The 22,167-nt window shown below is 43.5% G+C and carries 16 protein-coding genes; all 16 read right to left on the reverse strand.

The window, feature by feature from the left end; all coding sequences use genetic code 11:
- Window positions 1–41: 41 nt before the first annotated feature.
- Window positions 42–854, reverse strand: coding sequence for an ABC transporter permease (locus DESMER_RS21700; protein ID WP_014905217.1), 813 nt, complete (start codon window positions 852–854; stop codon window positions 42–44).
- Window positions 851–1,729, reverse strand: a complete 879-nt coding sequence (locus DESMER_RS21705; protein WP_014905218.1) for an ABC transporter permease — start codon at window positions 1,727–1,729, stop codon at window positions 851–853. Before DESMER_RS21705 ends, DESMER_RS21700 begins: the two co-directional genes overlap by 4 nt.
- A gap of 127 nt (window positions 1,730–1,856) precedes the next feature.
- The gene (locus DESMER_RS21710) at window positions 1,857–2,969 is read right to left on the reverse strand and encodes an extracellular solute-binding protein (protein WP_014905219.1); all 1,113 of its coding nucleotides are present in this window, start codon (window positions 2,967–2,969) and stop codon (window positions 1,857–1,859) included.
- Between the two features lie 208 nt (window positions 2,970–3,177).
- The gene (locus tag DESMER_RS21715; RefSeq protein ID WP_014905220.1) at window positions 3,178–3,888 is read right to left on the reverse strand and encodes a glycerophosphodiester phosphodiesterase; all 711 of its coding nucleotides are present in this window, start codon (window positions 3,886–3,888) and stop codon (window positions 3,178–3,180) included.
- 111 nt (window positions 3,889–3,999) lie between these two features.
- A complete protein-coding gene (locus DESMER_RS21720; protein ID WP_014905221.1) occupies window positions 4,000–5,625 on the reverse strand; it encodes a Na/Pi cotransporter family protein in 1,626 nt (541 codons plus the stop codon).
- A 307-nt stretch (window positions 5,626–5,932) separates the two neighbouring features.
- Window positions 5,933–7,336, reverse strand: a complete 1,404-nt coding sequence (gene rpoN, locus DESMER_RS21725; protein ID WP_014905222.1) for an RNA polymerase factor sigma-54 — start codon at window positions 7,334–7,336, stop codon at window positions 5,933–5,935.
- Window positions 7,337–7,380: 44 nt separating this feature from the next.
- On the reverse strand, window positions 7,381–8,325 hold the full coding sequence (whiA, locus tag DESMER_RS21730) for a DNA-binding protein WhiA (RefSeq protein WP_014905223.1): 945 nt from the start codon (window positions 8,323–8,325) through the stop codon (window positions 7,381–7,383).
- A 123-nt stretch (window positions 8,326–8,448) separates the two neighbouring features.
- The gene (locus tag DESMER_RS21735) at window positions 8,449–9,822 is read right to left on the reverse strand and encodes a gluconeogenesis factor YvcK family protein (protein WP_014905224.1); all 1,374 of its coding nucleotides are present in this window, start codon (window positions 9,820–9,822) and stop codon (window positions 8,449–8,451) included.
- Complete coding sequence (rapZ, locus tag DESMER_RS21740) at window positions 9,819–10,712, reverse strand: RNase adapter RapZ (protein ID WP_014905225.1); 894 nt, start codon at window positions 10,710–10,712, stop codon at window positions 9,819–9,821. Before rapZ ends, DESMER_RS21735 begins: the two co-directional genes overlap by 4 nt.
- A gap of 23 nt (window positions 10,713–10,735) precedes the next feature.
- Complete coding sequence (locus tag DESMER_RS21745; protein ID WP_042334113.1) at window positions 10,736–11,914, reverse strand: type 2 periplasmic-binding domain-containing protein; 1,179 nt, start codon at window positions 11,912–11,914, stop codon at window positions 10,736–10,738.
- 13 nt (window positions 11,915–11,927) lie between these two features.
- The gene (locus DESMER_RS21750; RefSeq protein ID WP_014905227.1) at window positions 11,928–13,703 is read right to left on the reverse strand and encodes a B12-binding domain-containing radical SAM protein; all 1,776 of its coding nucleotides are present in this window, start codon (window positions 13,701–13,703) and stop codon (window positions 11,928–11,930) included.
- Window positions 13,704–13,924: 221 nt separating this feature from the next.
- Window positions 13,925–14,944: a polysaccharide deacetylase family protein gene (locus tag DESMER_RS21755; protein ID WP_014905228.1), complete on the reverse strand. Its 1,020-nt coding sequence runs from the start codon at window positions 14,942–14,944 to the stop codon at window positions 13,925–13,927.
- Window positions 14,945–15,219: 275 nt separating this feature from the next.
- On the reverse strand, window positions 15,220–16,218 hold the full coding sequence (locus tag DESMER_RS21760; protein ID WP_014905229.1) for an alpha-hydroxy-acid oxidizing protein: 999 nt from the start codon (window positions 16,216–16,218) through the stop codon (window positions 15,220–15,222).
- A gap of 29 nt (window positions 16,219–16,247) precedes the next feature.
- Entirely contained in the window at window positions 16,248–17,057 is an 810-nt protein-coding gene (locus tag DESMER_RS21765) for a Cof-type HAD-IIB family hydrolase (protein ID WP_014905230.1), read from the reverse strand.
- A gap of 124 nt (window positions 17,058–17,181) precedes the next feature.
- Entirely contained in the window at window positions 17,182–19,998 is a 2,817-nt protein-coding gene (gene uvrA / locus DESMER_RS21770; protein WP_014905231.1) for an excinuclease ABC subunit UvrA, read from the reverse strand.
- A gap of 98 nt (window positions 19,999–20,096) precedes the next feature.
- On the reverse strand, window positions 20,097–22,154 hold the full coding sequence (gene uvrB, locus DESMER_RS21775; RefSeq protein ID WP_014905232.1) for an excinuclease ABC subunit UvrB: 2,058 nt from the start codon (window positions 22,152–22,154) through the stop codon (window positions 20,097–20,099).
- Window positions 22,155–22,167 lie beyond the last annotated feature (13 nt).

Consider the following 22,167-nt stretch of genomic DNA (forward strand, 5'->3'; position numbering starts at 1 on the left):
AGTTATCAATCCTCTTACAAAGTTAATTTTAATGAAACTGTTTATCTTGCCTCAGTCTTCTGTCCTCTGACCTTAGTCTCCCGGCGAAAAGCCAGCCAAATCAAGATCAACGACATCAACAAAATAACCATAAAGTACGATGCTACTAAGGCATTGGCTAAGTGACCGTCAACCTTTTGCAGCTTATATAAATATATCTGAATGGTCTCATAGTTGTCACCTACCAATAAATTAGCCAGGACAAATTCTCCAAACAACACTGAGACAGAAATCAAGGCAGCTGAAATAACCCCTCTCAAAACATTGGGGAAAATAATTTTGATAAAGGTCTCTAGTTTGCCACAGCCCAGCATTATAGCGGCCTCGGTCAAAGCCTTAACATTAATGGTTCTGAAACTATTTTTAGTCGCCTGATACATAAAAGGTAAAATCAAGACAAAATAAGAACCAATCAGAATCCAGGGAGTATTAGTAATCTGCAGGGGCCCTCTCGAATACATTTGAATTAACCCAATGGCTAGAATAACTCCAGGCATGGCAAAAGGCAAAATTGACAAAATTTCAAAGAGCTTCTCTAGACTTGGATAATAAACAATCGCCAGGTACATTGACGGTATGATAATCATTATTGACAATATTACGGTGGCAAAACTCACGTTGACGGTTCTTAATAAAGCATGCCCAAACTCCGGACTGCTGAAGAGCAGCTTATAATAGGACAATGTATATCCCTCAGGCAAAATTGTGGTACTCCAGCTAGTTGCTATTGAGAATAGAAGAGTAGCCACAATGGGGAAAAACAGATAGACAAAGATTAGTCCTAAAACTATTTTAGACATTATCCCTCGTTTCATTGCCCAATCCCTCCGCCTTGCTTCTTCAGCCTCTCATTAATAATAATCGACACTACCAAAAAGCCCGCCATAATAACTGCTAAAGCACTGGCTAAAGAGGGCTCGGGGAAAATGTCCCCCGTAACTAAATTGGCTATGGTAATAGAAACCAGGCTGTTGTTAGAGTTTGTTAGGGCATAGGCCGTAGCATAGGCTCCCAAGGAATTAGCAAAAAGCAGGGTGAAACTCCCTAACATTGACGGCAACAAAATAGGCAGCCCAATTCTACGCCAGAAGTGAAATCGACTGGCCCCCAAGATCTGAGCCGCTTCCTGAATATCCTGTCTAAGAGCATAAACTGCAGGATACATCAGCATAAAAGCTAAAGGAACACTGAAATATATATACACTAGGACAATCCCTGTCCAACTGAATAGGTTAAAACCCATTCCGTACAGATCAAGCCCCATTTTTTCTTTCATCAAGACCGTCACCAGTCCATTAACTCCTAATAAAACAATATAGGCAAAGGCTAAAGGCACACCAGAAAAATTGGAGGTCATGTTAACTAATGTCAAAAGCTTTTCTCGCCAGGCCTCACCTACTGAGCGCAGGGCAAGAGCACCAGTGGTTCCGATAAATAAACCAATAATACCAACTGCTACCGAAACTAGTAAACTGTTTTTTAGGGAAATGACATAATATTTGCTGTGGAAAATTTGAGTATAGCTTAGAAAATTCAATCCCTCCGAGTTATGTATACTGCTGTAAATGATGTACCCCATGGGCAGGATTTCGAAGGCTAAAGCAAAAACAATTAAAGGAATAAACGGAACCCACAGGATTCCACCACGCCGCAACTCTTGACCGAGCCGAGTTACTGGGTTGTTTTTCATTAGTTAGGCCTCCTTGTCGCCGACGTTGCAGAAAAAATCTAGGTGAAAGGCCTGAGTGGGGGGTATCCCGGAATGGATAACTCCCACTCAGGCTCCTTCCTTTCAAAGTGCAGGACAGTGACCTCAACTATTGGGAAACGATGACATTATTTCTCCATAAATCCGGAATTGTCTTCATATTCTTTTCCCAAGCGGCGAAATCCTTAATTGGTTTGGCAGAGGCATATTGTTCCTTAGACACCATCATTTTAGCAATATCCTCCGGAATTTGGACTTTTTCTCGAATCGGACGAGCAAAACCCTTAGCCAAGAGAATTTGACCCTCATCACTTAAAAGGTAATCCTGGAAGGCTTTTGCCGCATTGGGATGAGGTGCGTACTTATTAATTATAGAAACGTAGGCACTAGCCACCGTCCCATCACTGGGGATAACAACCTGGTAATTTTCCTTATCCGCTAAGCGGGAGCGATAGCCAAGAGCGTTGAAATCCCAAAGGATTCCTACCGGAATCTCACCTTTTTGGAAGATACTAAAAATATTATCACTGGGTTTAAGGTTTCCTGATTTAGCGAGCTTGGCGAAATATTCCACACCCGGAGTCAAATTGTTCTCATCCCCGCCATTAGCAAAAGCAGCTGCTAAGATCGCAGCTTGAGATTGGGCTGCTTTTAGCACATCTCCAGTGACAACTGCTCCTTTATATTCCGGTTTAAGTAAATCGGCCCAGCTATGAGGAACTTCCTTAACAAGCTTAGTGTTTACTAAGAAGGCAATTGTACCCACATACTCTCCTGTCCAAAGACCGTCTTTATCTTTAGCCCAATCCGGGATCTCTTCCCATTTGGGACCTTTGTGGGGTTGGACAACATCTCGTGCTATAGCTACATTACCAAAGGTAATTCCTACATCTCCAATATCAGCCACCGGGCTGCCCTTTTCAGCATCGAACTTAGCAATTTCCTCAGCACTTGTCATATCCGTGTCAGAGTGAGTAACCTCGTATTCCTTGGTAAAATTACTCCAAATCTCACCTAGATTAGCCCAGGCATCAGGCATTCCATAGGAAACGATCTTTCCTTCTTTTTTAACAGCATCCTTTAACGCTTGTCCAGTCAGTTCCTTTGCCGGTTCTTTGACGGGTTCAGCTGTTGGCTTTGAACCACAGCCTGTTAAAAAACTACCCATCAAAAGTGTACCAATCATACTGAACGCAAGGGCTTTTCTCGTCCTCTGAAACATGTCTTTCCTCCCCCAAAAGTATTTTAGCAACTTGACCTCTGAACACAAAACCTCTCAATCTTTCCCAGATCCAGCGAGAAAGTCTCACCTCCTCTTACGCATTTGTATGCAGCTTAATTCAGGTATATCCATTCACTGTCCCTAAATTCAATTTCATGGGATTCCTCTCCATCTGACCTCAGGGTCAATCATGAAAGCCCAAGTTCTTTCACTCTGAACGCAAATGTGAAAACCGCTCCGGATAATTTGTAATGGCTATATCTGCACCTGAAACAATGGCACGTTCAATTTCCCATTCCTCGTTGACAGTCCACGTATTTACTCCGATTCCTCGCGCATGACATTCTCTCACCAATTCAGGGCTTATAAAGGCGTAATGGGGATGCAGATGACTGGCTCCCATATCCTGAGCATATAGCCAAGGCGAGATTAGCCCACACTCATAAAGCAAACCCGTTTTAAGATTGGGAAAGTCCTTAATCACTTCGACAATGGTTCTATGTTCAAACGAAGAAATTATACTTTGATTTGTCACATTATATTTTTCCAGCAAGCCAGCTACCTGAGCGACAATTCCTGGGTATTGTATCAGCCCAGTTTTGATCTCGACATTTATGATAAGCGACTTATCTTGGAACATCTCCAGTAATTCCTCTAAGGTTGGAATTGGGGCATAGGTCTTAAAGCCAACTCCAAAATTCAGGCTCTTTAACTCCTTGAGTGAGTAATCTTTAACCCAACCAATACCATCACTGGTTCGATCAACCCGTTCATCATGAATGATGACAACTTCTCGGTCCCGCGACAATTGCACATCGAATTCGAAGCCATCCACTCCCAGCTCAAGCCCTTTGACAAAGGAAATCAACGTATTTTCCGGGGTCGTGCCCGCAGCCCCTCGATGACCTAAAATCTTCATCTAACCCTCTCCTAACGGCCCACTATGGCATTATGATCATAACATATCCACGTTAGTTTATTGTTAATATATAGTAACATTTAATAAAATTGGAAATATTGTTTTAAGCCCTTAGACAATTCCCATCACAACTTTAGCAATATTGACTGTATGTTCATCCACTTGATACAAGAGATTTATTGAATCTAAGGTAGCATAGCGATACATTTCTTCGATTTTCAGGTTGCCTTCTTGGCTGTTTAGTTGTGGACATTGGGCCAGAAAATTAAACTGTAAGTCTCTCTGGATTCGAGAGGTTTCCGGATGCTCACGTATTACTTCCGCCGCGATTTGAGAATCCCATAGAGTGAGAGCCTGCATTACCTTAGCAAAGTTACAGCTTACACGTTGATATAGCTCATCAAGATGTTTCCAGTTTTCTGCAGGAACTTTCATGGTTTCTCGAGGCAATTTCTTAGCTAAAAGCGCCATGGCCATCACTGCATCTCCGATATACTCAAATTCCTTAGCTATAAACTGGATTTTCATACTCTCTTCAGCTTGCTCATCTGTAAGTCCTCTCTGAGAAAGGACAGCCAGAAAACGCATAGTATGTCGGTAATACCAATCCACTCCTTCTTCAACCTTAGAGATCTCTTCAACCAAATTATCACTATTGGCAAGGAGAATAGCAGGAATTTTTTGCATCATTCTTGTGCCAATGAAATCACCTAAAGCTCGCATTTCACCGTTAGCCTGTTTAAGGGCTACCGCAGGGACTTCTATCGACACTTCATCGATTACTTGAAACTTTAAAGGGCTATCTTTGTCCCCCCGATCCGGAACCATACGCTTCAGGCCTTTGGCTATAAGGCCATTGAGGGGGAAGAAAATTATTACCATCAGGACTGCAAATAATAGATGAGCATTGGCAACCTGTCGCTGCAAATTCCCCGTAGTCCATTGGATGAGCTGAGTAAATTGTGTCAAAAACGGATACATTAGCACTGCTGCCAATACCTTATAACCTGTGTTCGCTAAAGCTGTACGTTTAGCATCCATCTTTTTAGCCGTTAAACTTGTCAGCAAGGTTGTCACTGTTCCCCCTATATGAGCTCCAATCACCAAAGGGACAATCGCCTGCAGTTCTAATAGACCTTGCCCGGCAAGGGACATCATAATCGCAAAAACTGCAGTACTGCTCTGGATTATAGTGGTTAAGATCAGTCCTACAAGGATTGCCAAAAAGGGATAACTTCCCAATCGAGCAAGGAAGCCAAAGACTTCAGGAATATTTCGGAGGGGAGCTGAAGCGTTTGACATATTAGACATCCCTACAAAGATTAGGCCAAAACCTATCAGAGAATGTCCTAAATGCTTCCACTGCTTCTTACCTGAAAAATAAAGAACAAAGCCAATAAAGATGGCCCCCAGAGCTATATCGAGAATTTGAAAAGCTATGAGTTGAATAGAGACTGAGGTTCCTACAGCCGAGCCTAAAACCATTCCTAATGCCTGACCCAGACTCATCATTCCCGCATTGACGAACTCCACCACCAATACTGTGGTGGCTGCACTGCTTTGAAAAGCAACTGTTATAACCATACCCAGCAGAACAGCCATAAAGGGCTTCTTCGTCAGTGATTGCAGAATTTGCTTAAGTCGATGTGCAGCAAACTTTTGCAAGGCATCTGAGGTTGTCTGTACCCCATACATAAAAAGACCCAACCCGCCCAAGAAAACTAAAATTGTACCCATCCAACCTATAAGCTTTCAACTCCTTATGTCATCCCAAACTAAAAATTTCCTAATAAACTTACTTTAAATCAACTACTCCTGGAAGGATAATTTCATTTCTAAATACTATGAAAAAAAGCCACAAATAAACCTGCCTAAAACAGATTAATTTGCGGCTTTCTCTATAACTCCAGCCTTAAATATCAAGTTCAGAATTAACTGACATCAGCTGCTTTATATAATATACGCATTCTGATAAATTAGCAATTAACTTTTTTGGGGGCATTTCCCCCGTATTCCCGACCTCTTAATTTCAAAGCAAGTTTTTCTAATATCTCTTCCTCACCGAAGTTGCTCCAATACCTAGCTCATCTCGATACTTGGCAACTGTGCGTCGAGAAATTTCCATGTCTCTAGCCTTGAGCATTTCCGCTAGTTTCTGATCGGAATAGGGAGATTTAGGATTTTCCGAAGCGATGATGTCACGCAGAACGAGTTTAATCACATCCGTGGTTACCCCGGAGTCATTATTATTACCTCGACCCATACTGTTGGCAAAGAAGAATTTGAATTCGAAAACCCCCCGGGGAGTTTGGACATATTTGTGAGCAGTTGCTCTGCTGACTGTTGACTCATGCACTCCAATTTCTTCGGCAATATCTCTTAGCGTGAGGGGTCTTAGATGACGAATTCCATTACGAAGGAAATCACTTTGCCACTTAACAATGGCATCTGCGACTTTATAGAGAGTGAGACGCCGCTGTTCAATGCTTCGAATGAGCCAAGCAGCTGCATTTAGTTTTTGTTCCACAAATTTACGTGTGTCACTTCCCTCCTCCTGTGATAAGGCATCTCGGTAAGCCTTATTCACCCCTAAACGAGGGACAGTGATATCATTAACCAGGATTATAAACTCTCCTTCAATCTCCTCAATGACCACATCCGGAACGATATACCGTACTTCACCAGGGCCTGAAAACCGAAGTCCAGGCTTTGGATCCAGCTTTCGGATAAAATCAGCTAACTCTTGAACCCTACTTAAAGAAATTTTTAAGGAATGAGCAATTCGTTGCAGCCGTCCTGCCGCTAAATCTTCCAGATGTTTAATAAACTCTGGTAGTTCAGGTGGACAGTCGGGCAGAATTGGTAATTGGAGCAATAAACATTCCTCTAGATTCCGAGCCCCAACGCCCAAGGGATCCAGACTCTGAACAGCCGCCAGTGCTTTTTCCGCCTCACCCTGTGAAACATCCATTTCACGAGCTACATCCTCGATAGAGACTGTGAGATATCCCTTTTCATTCAAATTCCCAACAATATACTCGGCGACTTCTAAAGAACATGTGACTTTTTGGACATGCAGTTGTTCAAGCAAATGCTCTAACAGAGTAGGCGCAGCTGCCACAAAAGGATCAAACCGTTGTTTGTCCTCGGTGATCACTCTTTCTTGGCGCACCCTATTTTCATCCTGATCATGGACATAGTCCTGCCAGTCTACTTCCCATTTATCAGTGGCCGGGCTTTCCTCCACTACCGCAGGTGGCTCCGCTTCAACCTTACTGTCCATACTTTCCTCTAGATTCTCCAGTAAAGGATTCTCTAAAAGCTGTTCCTCAACATACGTGGAAAGGTCAAGTGCGGACAACTGCAAAATAGTAATTGCTTGCCGTAACTCTGGAGTCATAATGAGTTTTTGAGTTTGCTCGAGACTCAGACCATATCCTAACCGCACCTTATTCCCCCCTATACTGATTTGAAAATAATCCTTACTAAATCTTAAGTTCCTATTTTCTGGTTCCTGATTCGATCTGCTAGCTCATCAATTTTACGCATACGATGATTGACACCAGACTTTCCCACCTTTGGTCTTAACATATCTCCCAGTTCCTTCAGGCTGGCTTCAGAGTATGCTAAGCGGAGCTCGGCTATTTCCCGCAAGGTAGGCGGCAAAGACTGCAGGCCTACCGTATCCGCAATGAATTGGATGTTCTCCAATTGACGTACCGCAGCATCGACAATTTTATCGAGATTAGCAGTCTCACAATTAACGAGACGGTTCACTTGATTTCGCACATCTTTAAGAACTCGGACATTTTCAAATTCCAGGAGGGCATGATGTGCTCCAATAAAGCCTATGAAATCCACAATATGTTCACTCTCTTTGAGATATACAACATACCAATTCTTTCGCATACTTACTTTGGCACCTAATTTGAATCTATTGATCAGTTGACATAATTCTTGGGCATGTTGTTCATCATTACTGACTATTTCAAGATGATAGGTACCTTCAGGATTATTGATAGATCCCCCCGCTAAGAAAGCTCCTCTCAAATAGGCCTTTTGATCACAACGCTTTTTGATAAGATTTGGCGCGATTCCCAGGTAGATCTGCCCCTGATTATCAAGCAGCCCTAAGTTCTGAAGGTCTTCTAACCCCCGGGGATGGATTCTGACCAGATATGAGTTGTTCTTTCGCAGCCTTAGCTTACGTCGTACGACAATGTCCACCTGGCGTTTTAGCACATCCTTGGCTAAGCGATAGATCTTACGCGCTACTGGCGCACTCTCCGTGATCACATTTAAGGTGAATTGTTGGTTTGAACTAATTTGGAGTGTTCCATCCATGCGAACCAAAGCGGCTAATTCCGCTAAATCACAGCAAGGTTTCTCGCTGCCTAAACGAGCAAGCTCTTCTTTCGTAACAGCACTAAAGGACACAATCTCTAGCCCCCTTTTCGTGGTTCGATGTTCCAAATTCGTTGTTCGTGTACGAATTCAAGATCGATTTCACACTAGGGTTAATCCTAGCAGTTCAACAAATTCCTAAAAATCTTATATCTTCTATAACTCTTTTCGGAGCTTTCGGGTGAGCAAATATGAATCGATCAGAGCAATACGCTCTCCCATTGGTTTTAAGCGAAAAAGCAGCCTGATAAGCTCCCTTGCCAACCGATCTGAATCGTGACGCACCACATTTCTCTCTTGCACTAAATTCGCTTCGAAATATTTGGCTCCTAAATGGTGAACCATTTTGGGGTCAGCCATAACCGGAGCAGCTTCTTCCTGACTATAGCGCTTTAAAAGTGGGGCGGTTATTTCGCCACGTGAAGCAAGGACTGCATCGACGAAGCCTGAACCACAGTGGTCAATTATTGCTTGAAGATGATCCGAAACCTTGTAACCATCTGTTTCCCCTTTTTCTGTCATAACATTACATACATAAACACAAGGGGCGCTGGCTTCCCTAATTCTCTCTCTAAGCCCTAAGACTAATAGGTTAGGCAAAACACTGGTATAGAGACTTCCCGGCCCTAAAACTATCAGATCTGCTTCATCAATTGCCTTTAAAGCATCAGGCAAAGGAGCACAATTGCTAGGTTCCAGGTAAACTCTCTTAATTTTCCCTTCAGTAGTTCGGATCGTAGTTTCCCCAACAACACGAGTTCCGTCTTCCAAATCAGCGGTCAAAACAACTTGTTCCAGGGTGGTAGGAAAAACCTTTCCACGAATAGCAAAGACTTTGCTGACTTGTTCAATTCCTTTTTGAAAATCCCCAAAAGTATCCGTTAACCCTGCTAAAAGCAAATTCCCTAAACTATGCCCCTTTAGAGCTCCACTTTCAAAACGATAGGAAAAGAGCGTATTCATAGTATCCTCTGTCTCTGCCAAGGCCACCATGCAATTGCGCACATCCCCCGGCGGCTGGATTCCTAATTCGTCACGCAGCTTTCCCGAACTTCCTCCATCATCAGATACCGTAACAATTGCGGTGAGATTGCAAGTGTATTTCTTTAGTCCACGCAAGAGAGCCGAAAGCCCCGTTCCGCCACCAACCACTACAATTCTAGGTCCTCTGCGTAAATGATGTCTTGAATAGATCCTATCTACAATTCTAACTTCGTTCTCAGGGATTACCGTAGAGATTATCGAATAAAGCATTCGTTTAAAACCAACTATGATACAAATAATCCCTAAAGTGCTGATAATTGCCCCTGTTGGCACGGTAGCATGCTTGGTACTGCCCGTCAAACGATAAATAACTTCTCGAAATTGCAGCTCGGCATAGCCGATAGCCACTCCGTCGTTCATGACGGAAAAGCCTGTTGCAAAAAGGAAGATTCCCAACACTGCGAGAATGAACCACCTTTTTACCTTCAAATCAGGGTAGAGCCATTTTAAGTAACGATATATTTGATCGTATTTTTTGGAGTTCATCGCGTTTTTCCACGCTTTTGGTTCTTTGTGGCGTCCCGATGAGTTACCCTAATCGAATAATCACGTTCTATTAAAAAACTCCCTACTCTTTCCGCAATAGCAACGGAGCGATGTTGTCCACCTGTACAACCAATCCCAATAACCAAGTGGGTCTTTCCTTCTTTAATATAATTAGGCAGAATGTATTCTAATAAATCCAAGTATTTTTCCATAAATTCTCTGGCCATTTGATTGCCAAAGACATACTCTCGAACGGATTCATGTTCTCCTGTAAAAGGGCGTAATGCTTCTACGTAAAATGGGTTTGGCAGAAACCGCACATCCATGACTAGATCTGCATCCATTGGTATTCCATATTTAAAGCCAAAAGATATAACTGAAACAGCCATCTGTCCCAAACCCTGGGTTTTGCAGAATAGCTCTGCAACCTGACTGCGAAGTTGTTGGGCACTTAAGTTCGTTGTATCGATAATGTTATCTGCTCGAATTCTTAATTCTTCCAATTGCTGACGTTCTGCCTGAATCCCATCTAATACTCGTCCCTGAGGAGAAAGGGGATGCCTGCGCCTTGATTCCTTATAACGACGAATTAAAGTTTCATCTGAGGCATCCAGGAAGAGTACTTCCAGCCGAAAGCCTTCCTTTTCTAAATTATTTAATGCTTCACTAAGAGAGGAAAAAAACTCTCCGCCGCGCAAATCACAGACGATTGCTGCTTTAGAGACCTTTCCCCTAGACTGAGCACAAAGCTCTGCAAACTTAACCAGAAAGGTAGGGGGTAAATTATCCACACAGAAAAATCCTTGGTCTTCAAGACTTTGCATCGCTTGAGTTCGACCTGCTCCTGATAAACCAGTAATAACAATTAGTTCAAGTCCTTGTTTATTCATTCATTTCACCTCCTCTTATTATATTATGGCTGCTCCTTTACCGATAAAACTTTTCCAGCTTGCTCTTGAGCAATATTTAAGGCATCCTCAGGAGTGATATTACCTGTCAAAACATTATTCCACGCCTCATTTTGCAAAGGAATCAGCTTCCATTCCTGACTGTTTCCCTCCAAAGACCAGGCCTTAGCTAATGCTTTACTTGCCTGAGGAAAGACACCTTTCTGAGCTTCTGGACGTCCGTAAAAGCTCATGTTAGCGGGAAGAAGACTGACCGCATTCAGCATTGCTTCTTCAGCTTCTGGGGTGAGCAATGCCTTTTCAACGGTTTGAATCGCAGGGATCATTGCCGGGGTGGATTTAATGGCTGAATTAGCAATCCCCAGTGTTGCCCCAATCAGACCTTGCCCCTGTCCCCCCGTCAAATCGGATAGAGGAATACTTCCCCATGGTACATTTAACTGAGTAAAATACTTGGCCAAACTTGCACCTGCTATTAAATAAGGCGTCTGTCCATTAGCAAATGCCGCAGGTGCCGTCGGGTCAATACGTAAAAGCTTGGCATTTTTCCATGCTAAGAGTTGTTGAATAAACAGCAAGTTATTCGGATCGTTTAGGCTGATATTTTCCGAGTTAAGCAATCGCCCTCCCTGCCCATTCCACCAAACAGCTAGGGTAGCAGTATCCGGAGAGACCATTGAAACCCCCTTAGCAGCGAATATGTCTGTGAGAGCAGCCGGGGCTTCAGTAAGATCTGTTCTAAAATAAAGCAAAGGGATATCTGTCAGCCAGGGAAGAGCATACTCCACCCCTCCAAACCTAAAAGCAGCCAGAGTTGCCGGATAGGCCTCTGAATCAGTGTGAGCAACGGTTGCTAAAGCCCCTTTACTATAGAGCTCATGAATAATCTCCCTTGAAGCAATGAATATCTCTGGCCCTTCCCCTCCTGCTTCCGCTTGGTAGGAGAAAGCTGCAAAGTTTGCCGCAGAAACATAGTTTAGTTTAACGATAACCTCGGGATTTGTCTGTTCAACGGCTTGAACCTGCCCTTTTAATGCCTCTGCCTCAGCCCCTTGCAAAGAATGCCAAACATCCACAACCACAGGGGCCGGACCTCCGGGTTGTCCAGTCTGAGGGGCTGAAGAACAACCGGTTACAAGTATTATGCTTACAATTACTATGAGTAAAAACCTTCGAGAAGTCATAATAGCACCCCATTCACGATCCTTCATATCGGCAGGCTGTGGCTTTGCCATGTTGATAATAAAAAAGATACCAGCAAGACTCAGCGGCGGCCTCATCATCACGCTGTAAATCCGACATAAAATGTACAACTGCAGTATTGCGATTCCACTGCCGACGGTCCATCTTCTTAACCTCAGGAATTATCGGCTCCCAACAGGCATCCTTGCGGATAGTTTCTTGGATTCTTTTCCATTGATCTGTTTTTTCCATCTCTAAGGTATCTTCATCCTGCAAATAGTCCGGAATGACACTCGGGCGTTCCCACAGGTAAAAATCGAACTTCAGTGAATCACGAATTTTAGGCCAGGAGATAAAATCTATCCTCTCGTTAACTCCAATCTCTAGTTGGCAGCGAATAAATTCCCAAATTTTTTCAAAAAGTGCCTTGCCTTGCCACTGACGACCAAACCACTCCTGCTTATGCCAAAATTCCGCAAACTCATGATAAAAGTCAAAGGGGGTAGGAAAAAGTTTGAGAACCTCTCGTAAAGTATATCTGAACTTTCCTGAATTATAATATTTGTCCAGAATACTTTCCAAGCGATGTAATTGGAGTAGTTCATTGTGGGATAAGACAGCTGTCTCCAAAATTGTATAAGGAGGATCAGGCATAAACAAGAGCCCATAACCACCGCTTTGCCGTCGGAGGCCTGATCCTTTAAGAACTTTGAGAAAGCCTAATTGGAGCATATCCGGTTCTACCTTATAGACATCATTAAAGGATGTCCGAAAGTCTATCCAGTTTTCGGCGGGAAGCCCTGCGATAAGATCCAGGTGGAGAGGTATTCCTATAGACTTCATTTCAATAATATATTTTTTCCAGTCCTCAAAGGCTTGAGGACGTGAAACTATCTTAAGAGTTGGCTCGTGGGTTGATTGTACTCCGATTTCTAATTGAACTAATCCCTGGGGATAATTCCTGAAATAATCCATCCATTCGGCATCAAATAGATCTCCTGCCATTTCGCAGTGTACACGAATCTCCTCAGAATCAGCGAAAAACGCACTTTCCTCACGCACAATGTCTAAAATCTTTAGAGCATGTCGCTTGTTAGCATTAAAGGTTCGGTCAACAAACTTTACGGTTCGAGCACCATTTTTTAAGAGTTGACGAAACATCCTGCGAAAGTTTTCGGGTTCTAAAAATCGAACTCCTTGGAATGTCGAGGATAGGCAATATTGACAATTAAAGGGGCATCCCCTTGTCGTCTCTACATAGACCAGTCGTCCCGTAAAGTCTTCATCCTTGGCATAGGGAAAAGGTAAGTCATTTAAGCTTAAGGGTTTAACTTGCGAAGAATTAAGCATAATTCCCTCTCCCCTTCTCCAAGCAATACCTGGAACGTTGGAGGGATCTATGTTTTTTTGCCATGCCTTAAGCAGCTCTAAAAATATTCTTTCCCCTTCGCCAATAACCAGAGCATCCACCTCCGAATGCTCCGTCAGAAACTCTTCTGCCTCGAAGGATACCTCCGGGCCACCCAGTACAAACCGCACATTTGGACAAATCGGATGAAGCCTTCTAATCACAGCCATGGTCTCATTGAGATTCCATATATAGCATGAAAAACCGACAACATCAGCCTTAGCTTCAAATATTTCTCCCGCGATACGATCAAGATTATCATTAATGCTATATTCTTTAATTAAAACATTGGGATACTCTGTACAAATATCTTCTCGTAAGTAGCGTAGAGCCAAATTCGTATGGATGTATTTAGCATTGAGGGCAACTAAAAGAATACGCAAAATTCGGAACCCCCTTCGCCTTTAGTATAGCGGTTTAAGCCCGCCAATGCAATTGTTATGCCAGATTGATCTTCTTTTGTACTTATTCGAACTAGCTAAACTAAACAAGTTTTAGCCCTTCTTTATAAGATTTACTAATAGTAAATTCAAAAGAAAGATGCTTCAAATTTAAGCACCTTTCTTCCTGTAACCTTTTATTACTATATAAAGTCTGAATCAATTTAATGGTTAAATCCACCGGGAAAAAGTATGGGGGCAACCTGTGGCGTAATCACTCCGAAGGAATACCCTTGTTCTTTCAGGTAATGAACAATTCTCGGCAGTGCATCAATCGTTGTGGTTTTGCTTTTCGAATCATGCATCAAGATAATAGCTCGTGATTTCCCGGGGACTTGGGCCTTAATATTATTTACAAGTTGGTCCGCCGGCACAGTTGGTGCAGCAGCGTCCCCACTGCTCACATTCCAATCGTAGACTAGGTAATCCTCAGAATCTATCAAATTATAATAATTAACACTAAAATGCCCTTGGGTTCCGCCAGGTGCACGGATAATTTGAGGGCGAACTCCAATTGTTTTGAAGATAGTTTCTTCTGATTGTTTAATCTCTGCCAAAAAAGCATCCGGACTTTGATAAACCAGGCTGTAATCATGAGAATAACTGTGATTTCCAATACCTTGCCCTTGTGTATATTCGTCCTTTAAAAGCTCCGGATAGCGTTCAACTTGCCGCCCTAAAACAAAAAACGTGGCTTTAATCTCTTCCTCTTGAAGGATTTTAAGAATACGAGGGGTAGTTTCCGGATAAGGGCCATCATCAAAGGTGAGATAAACAATCTTCTCCGGTTCAGCATTAAAATCCCTCATGCGCATTGCTAGCCCCGGAGCACTCGGCGGAGTTCCGTCCAAGCCATAAAAAGGATGAATTGGAGTATTAGGAGGGGATTTTTCAGGGGGTGGAAGATTAGGCTTCTCATCACTTTTTTTATCAGGTACAGTTGAGACTTTAGAATCAGAGCTGGGTTCTGTTTTAGGATTTTCCTCTGCTTGTGGGGGTTTCGGTGTGGATATTTCTTCTTGCTTATTTGTTATGTCGGTATTGGGAGGGACTTCAGGCGTTTCTGATAAAGAAACATTTTCTTTGAGCAATTTTTCGGATTGGCATCCGCTCAGGAATATACTTGTTAGGATCATTAAAGCAATTAAAGGCACTCTCCAAATTCGCCAATGTTTTATTATCATCCTTATTTCTCACTTTCATAGGGTATAAGCAGACTGATTCAAACACCATCTACTTCTACTTTGTAACGGTACCCTTGAGGCGAAGAAAGAGTCATTAGCACTGCAGTAAAACCCAAAAAACTTTCTTTCTAAAGGGGAGACTTATCTGATTTGTCATTTTGACAAAACTCAGGTGGAGTTTTATCTCCACCAATATCAATCATTCTCTAATAAATAGTATTCTCCAACCTCTAATTAGAAACCATATTTTCCATTTTCCTGCGTTCCTTTTTCTTCTAAAAAAACACATCCATTCCAATATCGTCAAGGGTTTGACAGCCTGTCAGTACCATTGCCTGTTTTAATTCGTTAGTCATTCTCCTTAACACCAAGGCTACTCCCTCGGCCCCTCCGCCGTAACCAGCAATAATTAGAGGTCTTCCAATCATAACCGCATCGGCTCCTAAAGCCAACATCTTCAGAACATCTACCCCCGTTCTCACCCCTCCATCAACGATCACCGGAATTCTTCCTGCTACCGCCGCCGCAATTTCGGGTAATACTTCTGCGGTTCCGGGAGTATAGTCAAGAACTCTTCCGCCATGATTTGAGACAACAATAGCGGCAGCACCGACTTCAATAGCTATTTCAGCTTCATCCACAGTCATAATCCCTTTAAGAACAAAGGGCAGGGAGGTGTTAGCAATAATTGTCTTCATCTCTTCTTTAGTCTTTGGGCTCACCGGGATGGTAACTAATCCTGCCGCATCTACGTCCATACCAACTGCAAGAACTCCGGCCTCTTCCGCAAGACGCAAATAGCTAAACACTTCTTCTACTTCTCTGGGTTTCATAAAGGGAATGCCTAAGCCTTGAGCCTTGGCGACAACACCAATTCCAGCCTTATACATGGCTGGGTCAGGTGCGTCGCCGGTGGATCCCAGGGTTCCGGAACTAAGACAGCCTTGAATCATGGCTTCCGCCCATTCCTCTTCATTTAAAGCTCCACCCATGTTGAAATTATTACCTGTTATTGGAGCCCCAAGGATTGGAGTTTTTAATTCCTGACCAAAAAGCTTTAGCTGGGTATTGGGTTTTTTGACACCATGAAGTGTCCTTAAATTGATTCGGTAGCCAGCTAGTGCTTCAACATTACTTTTAAAGGACATCCCCGTGCCCATTCCCCCCATACCGGGAACCTCTCCTGCACAGGCCTTACCATTACATTGGGGACAAACTCGACAAAATCCCTTTAGCTTTTCCCTTGCGGTTTCGCGAACTGATTTAATGTTCATAAGTAATCCTCCTCAAACCTTCTGCTTAATTACCTGACATTTAGTACAAACCGTTCAATAGCTTCCGCGACTCCGTCTTCCTCATTGGTAAAAGTGACAAAATCTGCTTTTTCTTTGATCTCAGAGCGGGCATTTCCCATGGCAACCCCCAGGCCTGCATACAGAATCATTTCTAAATCGTTAAAGCTATCCCCTATAGCCATGACTTCTTGCTGAGCAATCCCATATCGTTTTGCCAAGGCATCTAGAGCTACCCCTTTGTTTACAGTACCCTCGGTAATCTCCATGAAATGAGGCTTGGATTTCGTAATATGGACCCTTTCCCCATAGCTTTCTAGTAAAAGGGGAGCTAAATTTCCTAAAGCGGTTTCTTCAGCAATAACAAGTATTTTTTCTACTCCCTCGGGTTCCTGATTAAGTAGATTTGACAAATCTGTTTCCTCAATATGAACACTGGCAATCCTAGCGTACTCTTGGGACCATTCATTAAGAGTTTGAGCAATGACACGATTCTTCAGATAAATTTGAGCATAAAATCCCCTCTTATAAAGATCTTGGATTATCTTAGAGGCTAAAGGACTGGGAATTACACGTCTAAATAAGATTTCCCCACTTATTACCTGCTGGATCATCGCCCCATGGTAGGTAATTATCGGTACATCTAATTCGAGTTGCTCTGCATAGGGACGTGCGGAGATGGGCATCCGTCCTGTTGCTATTGTCACTTTTACTCCCTGTGCCTGAGCTTTTTGAATCGTCTTTACCACTCGCGGAGAAATCGTCCAATCTTCTCTAAGCAATGTGTCATCAAGATCCATAGCTACTAAACGAATCGCCAACCCCTTCACCCTTTCGCCATGAGCGAAGTTCGAGGCTCGATATCTGTATAATCTCGCTTCTAGCCCGCTCCAAACTAAATGTTAGTACTAATAGACTTTTATTTACACCATAGACCTTTGATCTTTAGCTTAGATAACGTTTTAAATACTGCCCAGTATGGGATTCCGGCAGAGCTGCAACCTCTTCCGGTGTGCCGGCAATCAGCACTTCTCCGCCTCGATTTCCACCCTCAGGGCCCAGGTCAATTAGCCAGTCTGCTGTTTTGATAACATCAAGATTGTGTTCGATGACAAGCACTGTGTCCCCCCCGTCAACTAAACGGTGAAGTACATGAAGAAGTTTATCGATATCTGCTGTGTGTAAACCTGTTGTCGGTTCATCCAGGATATAAATTGTTTTTCCCGTGCTGCGTCGGCTTAGTTCAGTAGCCAGCTTAATACGCTGGGCCTCTCCGCCGGAAAGAGTTGTTGCAGGCTGCCCCAAACGAATATAACCGAGTCCTACATCCTGAAGAGTCTGTAGTTTTCGGGCGATTTTGGGAACAACTTGAAAAAAGTCCACCGCTTCATCAACGGTCATATCAAGGACTTGGGAAATGTTCTTACCTTTATATCGTACTTCTAAGGTCTCTCGATTATAACGTTTTCCTTCACATACTTCACAAGGGACATAGACATCCGGCAGGAAATGCATTTCAATCTTAATTATCCCATCTCCCCGGCAAGCCTCACACCGTCCTCCCTTAACATTAAAGCTAAACCTTCCTTGTTTGTAACCACGCATCTTGGCTTCAGGAGTTACAGAAAAGAGTTCGCGAATAAAGTCAAAGACTCCTGTATAGGTGGCAGGGTTTGATCGGGGTGTTCTCCCTATGGGAGATTGGTCAATATCAATTACTTTGTCCAAATATTCCAAGCCTTGTAGCTGGTCATGGGCACCTGGACGAACCCTGGCTCGCCCAAATTTAGCGGCCAATCCCTTAAAAATTATCTCATTGACTAAGGTACTTTTGCCCGATCCCGAGACCCCGGTCACACAGGTCAATAAACCCAAAGGGATGCGTGCATGGACATTCTTCAAGTTATTTTCTCGAGCCCCCACAACCTCCAGCCACTTACCGTTAGGTTGACGCCGCTCTTGAGGTATAGAGATCTTCTTGACCCCGCTCAAGTACAGTCCGGTCATAGAATCCCTATTGGCCTTAATTTCCTCTATAGTCCCTTCAGCTACTACTCGTCCGCCATGGGCCCCTGCCCCAGGGCCAATATCAATGATATGATCTGCAGCAACCATCGTATCTTCATCATGCTCGACAACAATTAAGGTATTTCCCAGGTCACGCAGTCGCTTAAGGGTTGTCAGCAGGCGGGCATTGTCCCTTTGGTGAAGGCCAATGCTAGGTTCATCTAAGACATAGAGAACACCCATTAAGCTTGAGCCAATTTGTGTCGCCAAACGAATGCGCTGAGCTTCTCCACCTGAGAGAGAACCGGCTGAACGGGCCATGGTCAGGTAATCTAACCCTACATTCATTAAGAATCCAAGCCGTTCTTTAATTTCTTTGAGAATTTGGTGAGCAATCGTCTCTTCCTTAGGAGTGAGCACGAGGGTGTTCACAAAGTTAATCGCTTCAGTGATGGAGAGGCGGGACAAATCATCAATGGAGATCCCGCCCACCTTTACAGCCAGAGCTTCAGGTTTCAGCCGCTTCCCAAGGCATTCCGGACAAGGGTGCTCACTCATATATCCTTCAATTTCAGCTCGCACCATATCCGAGGTGGATTCACGATAACGACGCTCAAATAAAGGAACCAGCCCCTCAAAGTTGGTACTATAGGTTTTTAATTGATCAAAAATATTTTGATACTGAAAGGTGATTGGGGTATCTGTTCCATAAAGAAGCCCCTTCCATTGAACTTCATTTAAATCTTGTAAAGGGGTATCCATTTCAAATTTCAGGTTTTGAGCAACGGCCTCCATCATTTTAGGGTAGTAGGTGGATGTTGACTTAGCCCAAGGTGCTATTGCCCCCGCAGCAAGTGACAAAGATCGATCCGGAATAAGCAGATCAATATCGACCACCAGATTAGCCCCTAAGCCCGTGCACGCCGGGCATGCTCCGTAAGGACTGTTGAATGAAAAAAGCCGGGGCGAGATCTCGTCAAGGGCAATTCCGCAATCCGGGCAAGCAAAGTTCTCGCTAAAGCGCAGCTCTTCACCATCGATAATGTCTGCAATGACGTTACCCTCTCCCAATTTAAGGGCGGTTTCCAAGGAATCGGCCAAACGTTCTGCACTTTCCGGTTTTAAAGATATTCGATCGACCACAACTTCAATAGAGTGCTTTTTATTTTTTGCCAAAGTTATTTCTTCACTGAGGTCTCTAGCCTCTCCATCCACTCGCACCCGAACATAGCCGGCCTTCCGAATATCTTCCAAGACCTTTTGATGTTCCCCTTTTTTCCCTTTGATCAGCGGGGCTAGAATCTGTAACTTAGTTTGTTCTGGAAAACTGATCAATTGATCAACCATTTGCTGAATTGTCTGCTGAGAAATAACTCGACCACATTTGGGACAATGGGGATGCCCAATGCGAGCATAAAGTAAGCGCAAGTAATCAGAGACTTCGGTTGCAGTTCCTACTGTCGAGCGTGGGTTGCGGTTTGTCGTCTTCTGATCAATGGAAATTGCCGGAGAGAGTCCCTCGATAGAATCCACATCCGGCTTGTCCATTTGACCCAGGAACTGACGGGCATACGCAGAGAGAGATTCTACATATCTCCTCTGCCCCTCAGCATAAATCGTATCAAAGGCTAGAGAAGATTTTCCCGAACCTGACAATCCGGTGATAACCACCAGTTTATTGCGAGGAATATCGATATCAATGTTTTTCAAATTATGAGCCCGTGCACCACGCACGCGTAAATAGTCATGGGTCATGGTTTTCCTCCTAATGACCAAACAAATTTTCGGTATTAACCGAACATATACGAACTAATTATAAAGTATTCGATATTAATATACAACCATTCCAATTCCTATTTCTTGCGCTTTTGGGAAGATCCCTTCCTCTGAGCTTTTTGGTCGTAGCGAGTATTTCTTTTGCTTCCCCCTTGTTGACTGGTCATTTTATAGTTATTCTCTTCTCCCTTTAGTTCTATCATAGCATCTCTGATTTCAGCCGCTCTCTCAAAATCCAAATCTCTAGCAGCAAGCCTCATTTCTGCTTCAAGACTGTTAAGGAGCTGGGCAAGTTCTTCAGGAGGCAGCTTTTTCCCATAAGTTTGTTTCATTTCAGCGACCTTTGTTGCCTCGGGGACATTATGAATGGCCTTACGAATAGTTTGGGGAGCAATTCCCCTTTTTTCGTTCCAAGCCATTTGGATAGCCCGACGTCGATTCGTCTCATCGAGAGCATTCTGCATAGAATGTGTAATTTTGTCGCCATACATGATAACTTTGCCTTCTGAATTTCGAGCTGCCCGACCTATGGTCTGAATAAGAGAACGATCCGATCTTAAGAAACCTTCTTTATCGGCATCGAGAATTGCCACGAGAGAAACTTCCGGTAAATCTAACCCCTCTCGCAATAGGTTAATTCCCACAACGACATCGATCTCGCCTAAGCGAAGTTCTCGGAGAATTTCCACACGTTCAAGGGTCTTAATATCTGAATGAAGATACTTTACCTTAATTTCTAAGTTTATAAAGTAATCTGTGAGATCCTCGGCCATTTTTTTGGTTAGGGTTGTTACCAGGACTCGTTCATCTTTGGCAATCCGCCTCCGGATTTCCCCCAGCAAGTCATCAATCTGCCCTTTAGTCGGACGAACAATCACTTCCGGATCTAATAACCCTGTAGGCCGAATGATCTGCTCTACGACAGTCGGACAATGTGCTAATTCATAGGGTCCAGGTGTGGCACTGACATAAATACTTTGGTGGATTCTTCGCTCAAATTCCTTGAAGGTTAAAGGTCTGTTATCCAGTGCGGATGGTAAACGAAAACCGTAATCTACCAGTGTTGTCTTACGGGATCGGTCTCCTTCATACATTCCCCTTACCTGAGGAAGGGATACATGGGACTCATCGACAAATAATACAAAATCATCCGGGAAATAATCAAGTAAGGTATAAGGAGTCTCTCCGGCTTCACGAAAGGTTAAGTGACGAGAGTAATTTTCTATGCCGTTACAAAAGCCCATCTCCCTTAGCATTTCCAGATCATAGCGAGTTCTTTGTTCCAGACGCTGTGCTTCCAGGAGCTTGTTTTCGGAATTTAAGCTCTTCAGCCGTTCTTCCAGCTCTATCTCAATATTCTCCGCCGCCAGCATCACCTTATCTTGCGCGGTTACATAGTGTGAGTTTGGGAAAATTGAAACATGATACCTTTCACCTAAAATCTCCCCAGTAAGCATATTAATCTCGTAAATGTGCTCGATTTCATCACCAAACATATCCACGCGGAGCACTTTCTCACTGGATGAAGCAGGATAAATCTCAACGATATCTCCCCGTACTCGAAAGGTTCCTCGTGTAAAGGCTATATCATTACGGTCATACTGAATAGCTATTAACTTGCGTAGAATCTCATTACGGTCGACAACTTGTCCCTGGCGCAGGGAAAGCACCAAATCACGGTAATCCTCAGGAGAACCTAAACCATAGATGCAGGAAACACTGGCGACCACAATTACATCCCTACGCTCAAGCAGAGCTGCAGTTGCTGAGTGACGAAGTTTTTCAATCTCTTCATTAATGGAAGCATCTTTCTCAATAAAAGTGTCACTCGAAGGTACATAAGCCTCCGGTTGGTAATAGTCATAATAACTCACAAAGTACTCTACTGCATTCTCAGGAAAATACTCCTTGAACTCACTATAGAGTTGAGCTGCTAAGGTTTTGTTATGAGCTAAAATTAAGGTCGGCCTTTGTACCTTAGTAATAATATTGGCCATTGTGTAAGTCTTGCCTGATCCCGTAACTCCCAATAACGTCTGGTGGCTCAGGCCTGCCTTTAAGCCCTTTGCCAGTTCTTCAATCGCTTGGGGCTGATCCCCGCCAGGTTTATAGGGGGCATGTATTTGAAATTCCACGCTCCGCTCTTCC

It is taken from the genome of Desulfosporosinus meridiei DSM 13257 (assembly GCF_000231385.2).
Classification (GTDB): domain Bacteria; phylum Bacillota; class Desulfitobacteriia; order Desulfitobacteriales; family Desulfitobacteriaceae; genus Desulfosporosinus; species Desulfosporosinus meridiei.

Excerpts from the sequence above, each read along its gene's own strand:
- DESMER_RS21700 (WP_014905217.1), bottom strand. The coding sequence starts at position 854 with ATGAAACGAGGGATAATGTCTAAAATAGTTTTAGGACTAATCTTTGTC.
- DESMER_RS21705 (WP_014905218.1), bottom strand. The coding sequence starts at position 1,729 with ATGAAAAACAACCCAGTAACTCGGCTCGGTCAAGAGTTGCGGCGTGGT.
- DESMER_RS21710 (WP_014905219.1), bottom strand. The coding sequence starts at position 2,969 with ATGTTTCAGAGGACGAGAAAAGCCCTTGCGTTCAGTATGATTGGTACA.
- DESMER_RS21715 (WP_014905220.1), bottom strand. The coding sequence starts at position 3,888 with ATGAAGATTTTAGGTCATCGAGGGGCTGCGGGCACGACCCCGGAAAAT.
- DESMER_RS21720 (WP_014905221.1), bottom strand. The coding sequence starts at position 5,625 with ATGGGTACAATTTTAGTTTTCTTGGGCGGGTTGGGTCTTTTTATGTAT.
- DESMER_RS21735 (WP_014905224.1), bottom strand. The coding sequence starts at position 9,822 with ATGAACTCCAAAAAATACGATCAAATATATCGTTACTTAAAATGGCTC.
- rapZ (WP_014905225.1), bottom strand. The coding sequence starts at position 10,712 with ATGAATAAACAAGGACTTGAACTAATTGTTATTACTGGTTTATCAGGA.
- DESMER_RS21745 (WP_042334113.1), bottom strand. The coding sequence starts at position 11,914 with ATGACTTCTCGAAGGTTTTTACTCATAGTAATTGTAAGCATAATACTT.
- DESMER_RS21755 (WP_014905228.1), bottom strand. The coding sequence starts at position 14,944 with ATGATAATAAAACATTGGCGAATTTGGAGAGTGCCTTTAATTGCTTTA.
- DESMER_RS21760 (WP_014905229.1), bottom strand. The coding sequence starts at position 16,218 with ATGAACATTAAATCAGTTCGCGAAACCGCAAGGGAAAAGCTAAAGGGA.
- uvrA (WP_014905231.1), bottom strand. The coding sequence starts at position 19,998 with ATGACCCATGACTATTTACGCGTGCGTGGTGCACGGGCTCATAATTTG.